5 protein-coding genes are annotated in these 6662 nt (G+C 73.2%); 3 read left to right on the top strand and 2 right to left on the bottom strand.

Annotated features, from left to right (window positions below; translation table 11 throughout):
- Positions 1-235: 235 nt before the first annotated feature.
- Positions 236-1795: a PucR family transcriptional regulator gene (locus O4U47_RS24915; protein WP_270680398.1), complete on the bottom strand. Its 1560-nt coding sequence runs from the start codon at positions 1793-1795 to the stop codon at positions 236-238.
- Between the two features lie 183 nt (positions 1796-1978).
- Between O4U47_RS24915 and gabT the strand changes: the two genes are divergently transcribed.
- The 3 genes from gabT (at position 1979) to O4U47_RS24900 (ending at position 4697) form a co-directional block, all read left to right on the top strand.
- Positions 1979-3319 (top strand): 4-aminobutyrate--2-oxoglutarate transaminase, encoded by a 1341-nt coding sequence (gene gabT / locus O4U47_RS24910; protein ID WP_270680397.1) that lies wholly within the window; start codon positions 1979-1981, stop codon positions 3317-3319.
- Positions 3320-3423: 104 nt separating this feature from the next.
- Complete coding sequence (locus O4U47_RS24905) at positions 3424-4242, top strand: carbon-nitrogen hydrolase family protein (protein WP_270680396.1); 819 nt, start codon at positions 3424-3426, stop codon at positions 4240-4242.
- Between the two features lie 215 nt (positions 4243-4457).
- Complete coding sequence (locus tag O4U47_RS24900) at positions 4458-4697, top strand: hypothetical protein (RefSeq protein ID WP_270680395.1); 240 nt, start codon at positions 4458-4460, stop codon at positions 4695-4697.
- A 440-nt stretch (positions 4698-5137) separates the two neighbouring features.
- On the opposite strand, the gene O4U47_RS24895 is transcribed toward O4U47_RS24900, so the two are convergent.
- Positions 5138-6637 carry a CoA-acylating methylmalonate-semialdehyde dehydrogenase gene (locus O4U47_RS24895; RefSeq protein WP_270680394.1) on the bottom strand — a complete coding sequence of 500 codons (1500 nt, stop codon included), beginning with the start codon at positions 6635-6637 and terminating at the stop codon, positions 5138-5140.
- Between the last annotated feature and the right edge of the window lie 25 nt (positions 6638-6662).

The raw sequence follows: 6662 nt of genomic DNA, 5'->3' as shown, positions 1-6662 counted from the left end.
GCCGACCGATCCGCAGGTAGGGCCGCTGACCTTCGTCGTCGCCGCCCACCACCCCACACCCCGGCAGCCCACCGCCCGGCCAGAGCCCATGAGCGGGGTACCAGCTGGTCCCGTCGTCGCCGCCATCCACCCCACGCCGCACCGGCCCACCGCCCGGCCGGAGCCCATGAGCGGGGTACCAGCTGAGCCGGGGGGACCTCCTCCCCCTGGTTCCCTCCTGTCTCCCCCCTGCGTGTCACCTCTCCCCTGGGGGCTCCTCCTCCAGCAGCCTCAGGGCGATCCACAGCTCGGTCCTGTAGTCCGGGTCCGACAGCTCCCCCGGGAGGAGCTTGCGGATGCGGTTGATCCGGTACCGCAGTGTGTGGCGGTGGATGCCCAACCGCTCCGCTGCGGCGTCCCACTTCCCCGAGGCGGCCAGGTAGCCGCGCAGGGACGCGACCAGGTCGTCCGCCGACCGCTGTTTCAGCAGCGGCGCCAGCACGTCGCCCGCCATGCGCCTTCCCGCCCGGCCTCCGAGCAGCCCGAGGAACCCTCCCGGCAGCTCCGACGCCCGGACCACTCCCCTGCCCTCGGCTGCCGCCGCCTCCAGCGCGCGCTCGGCCTCGGCGCGGGCCGCCGGGAGCCCTTCCAGGTCCGACGGGCGGCTGACGCCGACACTCCCCTGCACCGCCTCGGCCAGCGCCTCCCCCGGGGCCGCCGCCTTCGGGCCGACCAGTACGGCCCTGTCCCCGATCCGTCCCGCCAGGCATCCGCGCGGCGGGTGAAGGTGCGTCAGAGTGAGGTCCCCGTCGCCGCCCAGGGGCGCCGCCTCGGCCACGGCGACCACCAGCGGCGGTTCGGGCAGCGCCCCGCGCAGGCGCTCCGCGCGCCCCTCCGCCAGATCCAGCTCCCCGTCGAGGAGCGCCTCCAGCACCCCGGCGGCCAGCTCCCCCTCCTCGGGGGCGCGGTGCTCCAGTTCCAGCGACATCAGCGACGCCGCGGCGCTCACCAGCGTGCGCTCATCGGCCCCGAGCCCGTGCGACGCCCCGACCGCCAGGAACCCGCGCACGCGCCCGCCCACGCCCAACGGCTGGAGCGAGATGCTCTCCCCCTCCGACGACACCGACGCGCCCGAGGGGCGGCGGGCCGCGCGCAGCCGCGCCACCTCTTCCCCCAGGTCCCCCGCGCGCGCTGCGGCGCCCTCCGGGGCCGCGTGCCGCGCGCGCCCGTCCGGGTCGAGCAGCAGCACCCACCAGCGGGACGGCTCCCCGCCTCCGGCACGGCCCGGCACCGCCCGGGCCGGTGACGCGACCTTGGCCAGTTCCGCGCCCAACCGCTCCACGACGGCGCGGTCCCCGCGCAGCGCCGCCTGGGTGAGCCTGCGCTGCGCCGCGAACGCCCGCGTCAGCCCCTCGTACTCCTCTTGGGCGAGCAGGCGGGACACCTCCTTGCCCACCGCGATGAACGGAGTCGGCCGGGGCACCTCGATCAGCGGCAGCCCGGCCTCCTCGGCCGCGTCCACCAGCGCCGGGGGAACCCGTTCGTGCGCGACCCCGCTGCCGAACCCCAGCCCGGCGGCGCCGCTGTCGGCCAGCCGCCGGGTGTAGGCGGCCAGCGCGTCCGCACCGCCCCCGCCTTCGGGCCAGCGGATGCCGGTGGTCAGCACCAGCTCCCCGCCCTCCAGGTAGGGGGTGGGGTCGGTGAGCTCGCTGATGGCGACCCAGCGCACCGGCCGCACCTCGGCGTCTGGGCCGCCGGCGCGCAGCCGCAGGCCCAGACGGGGGGTGCGCAGGACGGCGCCCAGTGTGGGAGGCACGGCGTCCCCTCTCTGAAGTCTCTCCAGAATGGCCAATCGGGTGCCGTGATTTTATCCGGATGGGAGAGGTCCGGTCGCCCGGCGCGGCCGTAGGGTCGGGGCGTCGCGCCGGTCCCGCCGACCGGCGCCCGAGCGTCCGGCGCGCGGGGGCGCGCCGCCGAGCAGAGAGGGAGGACGGTACCCATGGCCAGCACCGATGTCGCCCAGGCCCGGCGGATCGTCACCGAGATCCCCGGCCCCAAGTCCCAGGCGCTCCAGGAGCGCCGGAAGAAGGCGGTCGCCCAGGGCGTGGGGAGCGTCCTGCCGGTCTACGTCCAGCGCGCGGGCGGGGGCATCGTCGAGGACATCGACGGCAACTCCCTGATCGACTTCGGTTCCGGCATCGCCGTCACCAACGTGGGCAACGCCGACCCGCGGGTCGCCGAGCGCGCGGGCGAGCAGCTCTCGCGCTTCACCCACACCTGCTTCATGGTCAACCCCTACGAGGGGTACGTGGAGGTCGCCGAGGCCCTCAACAGGCTCACCCCCGGCGAGCACGAGAAGCGCTCGGTGCTGCTCAACAGCGGCGCCGAGGCGGTGGAGAACGCGGTCAAGATCGCCCGCAGCGCGACCGGCCGCCAGGCCGTCGTGGTGTTCGACCACGCCTACCACGGGCGCACCAACCTCACCATGGCGCTGACCGCGAAGAACATGCCCTACAAGCACGGGTTCGGGCCGTTCGCCGGCGAGGTGCACCGGATCCCGATGGCCTACCCGTTCCGCTGGCCCACCGGCCCGCAGGAGTGCGGGCGCGAGGCCGCCGCGCAGGCCATCGACCAGATCACCAAGCAGGTCGGCGCGGAGAACGTGGCCGCCGTGCTGATCGAGCCGATCCAGGGCGAGGGCGGGTTCATCGTCCCGGGCGAGGGGTTCCTCCCGGAGCTGGCCGACTTCTGCCGCGACAACGGCATCGTGTTCGTCGCCGACGAGGTGCAGACGGGCTTCGCCCGCACCGGCCGGATGTTCGCCTGTGAGCACGAGGGCGTCGTCCCGGACCTGATCACCACCGCCAAGGGCATCGCCGGGGGCCTGCCCCTGGCCGCGGTGACCGGGCGTGCCGACCTGATGGACGCCGTGCACGGCGGCGGCCTGGGCGGCACCTACGGCGGCAATCCGGCCGCCTGCGCGGCCGCCCTCGCCTCGATCGAGGCCATCGAGTCCGACGGCCTGGTCGAGCGCGCCGAGGCGATCGGTGAGCGGATGCTTTCCCGCCTGCGCGCGCTGGCCGACGAGCACGGCATCATCGGCGACGTGCGCGGCCGCGGCGCGATGGTCGCGATCGAGCTGGTCCAGGGGCCGGACGACAAGACGCCCAACGGCGAGGCGCTGGGCAAGGTGGTCTCCTACTGCCACAAGCAGGGCCTGGTGCTGCTGACCGCCGGGACCTACGGCAACGTCATCCGGATGCTGCCCCCGCTGGTGATCGGCGACGACCTGCTCGACGAGGGCCTGTCCATCATCGAGGAGGCCTTCGACCGCCTGTAGCCGAGGCCTCGCGCCTCCAGGGCCCGCTCCCCCGTCCGCGGGGGTGCGGGCCCTTCGCGGTAGAAAGGGGATGCGGGAGTGTCCCCGGTTCCTGAGGAGGCGGCATGGTGGATGTGGCCATCGGGCAGTACGCGCCCGGCGAGGACAAGCGGCGCAACCTGGACACGGCGCGCGCGATGGTCGGCGAGGCCGTGGCGCGCGGCGCGCGCGTGGTGCTGCTGCCCGAGTACGCGATGTTCACCGCGCCGCGCACCGACCACCGGTTCGTGGAGTCCGCCGAGCCGATGGACGGCCCCTTCCCGTCGGGGATCGCCGCGCTCGCCGCCGAGCACCGCGTCCACGTGGTGGCCGGGCTGAACGAGGCGCTGCCGTCGGCGCCCGGCCGGTTCTCCAACACCCTCGCCGCCTTCGGCCCCGACGGCGCGGTCGCCGCCCGGTACCGCAAGCTCCACCTGTACGACGCGTTCGGCGCCCGCGAGTCGGACGTGGTCGAGCCCGGCCCGGTCGCCGAGCCGGAGACCTTCACCTGCGACGGCCTCACCTTCGGCCTGCAGACCTGCTACGACCTGCGCTTCCCGGAGGTGACGCGGCGGATCGCCGACGCGGGGGCCCACATCCTGCTGCTGGCCGCCGAGTGGGTGCCCGGCCCGCTGAAGGAGGACCACTGGACGACGCTCCTGCGCGCCCGCGCGATCGAGAACACCCTGTACGTCGCGGCGGCGGGGCAGAACGCGCCGACGGGGGCGGGCAACAGCGCGATCATCGACCCGATGGGGACGCGGATCGTCGCATTGGGTGAGCAGACGGGGGTAGCGGTCGGCCGTATCGCCCTCGAGCGGGTGGCCGAGGTCCGGGAGAAGAACCCTGCCCTGCGGCTGCGCCGGTTCACGGTGGTGCCGCGCGACCCGGACGCCACCCCGTAAAAATCGGACAAAAGGAAATATTCACCCGGAAGGCTTGGCCAAGTCTTCCCGATCCGACTACCAAGAGTTAAGCTTCATGGGCTTAGAGTCACAGAAAACGGCCTGAGCCATTCCGGTCGCAGACCGTTTCTGGTTCAATAAGAGCCGAACTCTATAGGTCCGCCAGACTGTCCTAAACCACGGGGGGAGATGGGACGTTGAGCGGTCTGAGCATTGTGCCCCGACTGGGGGCCGCTGCCGACACAACCGACATCTACACGTTCGAGCCGGAACTGCTGAGCACCGCGCAGTGCATGGGGGATGCCTGCGCCATCTGCCACGTCCGCTGGCCCCGACCACGCCACGCGTTGGGCGCACTGCCCGACGGCAGCGAGGTCTACGGGTGCGCGGAGTGCGCGGGCATCGCCGCGGCGCACGACGCGCACGCGGGAGAACCCGAACTCGCGGCCCGCTGAGAGGGCACCCGCACGGAAGCGCGAGCGCCGTCCCCGGGAACGCCGTCCGAACACGCTGCGAGCGCCGCACCGGCCAGGGTCGTCAAGGCCGGGTGTGCGCCGGAAGAGGGTCGACGGGACGGACGGGGAAGGTGGGTGCTCCGGGGCCAGGGGGAGAGCGGCCCCGGAGCACCCGACGCGCTCGCTTTCCGTGGGGGGAGGAGGGGAAATGAGCGCATCTCCCGGTGTGGTCCGCGGTCGTGCCTCAGCGGCGGCATGCACCGCCGGGTGAGGCGAACCTTGCCCCACGATACTCCCTGTAGCGACCGCCCGACCTTGGGTAGGGCGATTCCGCCGGGGAACCTTGAAAAAGTGCCGGACCGCATCCCCCTGAGCAGAAGGGGGACGCGGTCCGGAGCCGCGGTCCGGTGAACGCGGCCGCCCGCCGTGGCGGCGCCGCGTCACCCGCTGGTCGGGAACCCCAGGTTCACCCCGCCGTGCGAGGGGTCGAGCCACCGGGAGGTGACGGCCTTGGTGCGGGTGTAGAAGTGGACGCCCTCCATTCCGTGCGCGTGCGAGTCGCCGAACAGCGACTTCTTCCACCCGCCGAAGGAGTAATAAGCCATGGGCACCGGAATCGGCACGTTGATGCCGACCATGCCCACCTCCACCTCGTTCTGGAAGCGCCGGGCCGCGCCGCCGTCATTGGTGAAGATGGCGGTGCCGTTGCCGTAGGGGTTGGCGTTGATCAGCTCCAGAGCGCTCTCATACGAGGGGACGCGCAGCATGCTGAGCACCGGACCGAAGATCTCGTCGGTGTAGCAGGCCATCTCCGGGCTGACGTGGTCCAGGAGCGAGGGCCCCAGCCAGAACCCGTCCCCGCCGCCGCCGAGCACCGGGTGCACGCGCCCGTCGATGGGCAGGGACGCCCCCTCGCGCACCCCCGACTCCAGGTACGAGGCGACCTTGTCCCGGTGCGCGCGCGTGACGAGCGGCCCCATCTCGCTGCGGTCGTCGTCGCCCGGCCCCACCCGCAGTCCTTCGACCCGCTCGCGGATGCGCTCCAGCAGGTCGTCGGCGATGGTGTCGATGGCGACCACGGCCGAAATGGCCATGCACCGCTCCCCCGCCGACCCGAAGCCCGCGGAGACCGCCGCGTCGGCGGCCAGGTCCAGGTCGGCGTCGGGCAGCACCACCATGTGGTTCTTCGCCCCGCCCAGCGCCTGCACCCGCTTGCCCGAGCGCGCGGCGCCCTCGTAGATGTACTGCGCGATGGGCGTGGAGCCGACGAAGCTCACCGCCTTGACGTCCTCGTGCTCCAGCAGCCCGTCGACGGCCTCCTTGTCGCCGTGCACGACGTTGAACACCCCGTCGGGCAGCCCGGCCTCGGCCCACAGCTCGGCGATGCGCACCGACGCCGAGGGGTCCTTCTCGCTCGGCTTGAGCACGAAGGTGTTGCCGCAGGCGATGGCCACCGGGAACATCCACATCGGCACCATGGCCGGGAAGTTGAACGGTGAGACGCCCGCGACCACGCCCAGGGGCTGCAGGATGGAGTAGGCGTCCACCCCGGTGGACACGTTCTCCGAGTAGCCGCCCTTGAGCAGGTGCGGGATGCCGCAGGCGAACTCCACGACCTCCAGGCCGCGCTGGACCTCCCCGGCGGCGTCGGAGACGACCTTGCCGTGCTCGGCGCTGATCAGCCGGGCCAGCTCGCCGGCGTTCTCCTTGAGCAGCTCGCGGAAGCGGAAGAGCACCGCGACCCGCTTGGACAGCGGGGTGTCCCGCCAGCCGGGGAAGGCGTCCTCGGCGGCGGCGACGGCCGCGTCCACCTCCGCCCGCCCGGCGAAGTCCACGGTGCCCGCGACCTTCCCGGTGGCCGGGTTGTAGATGTCCCCCCTGCGGCGCGCCTCGCCCGCGGCGGGCCGACCGCCGATCCAGTGGGTGACGTGCTTGCTCATCTGCGTCCTTCCGATTCCACGTTGC

The sequence above is a fragment of the Nocardiopsis suaedae genome, assembly GCF_027706745.1.
Classification (GTDB): Bacteria; Actinomycetota; Actinomycetes; order Streptosporangiales; family Streptosporangiaceae; genus Nocardiopsis_A; species Nocardiopsis_A suaedae.
This window is presented reverse-complemented; position numbering and strand designations above follow the sequence as displayed.

Excerpts from the sequence above, each read along its gene's own strand:
- gabT (WP_270680397.1), top strand. The coding sequence starts at position 1,979 with ATGGCCAGCACCGATGTCGCCCAGGCCCGGCGGATCGTCACCGAGATC.
- O4U47_RS24895 (WP_270680394.1), bottom strand. The coding sequence starts at position 6,637 with ATGAGCAAGCACGTCACCCACTGGATCGGCGGTCGGCCCGCCGCGGGC.
- O4U47_RS24905 (WP_270680396.1), top strand. The coding sequence starts at position 3,424 with ATGGTGGATGTGGCCATCGGGCAGTACGCGCCCGGCGAGGACAAGCGG.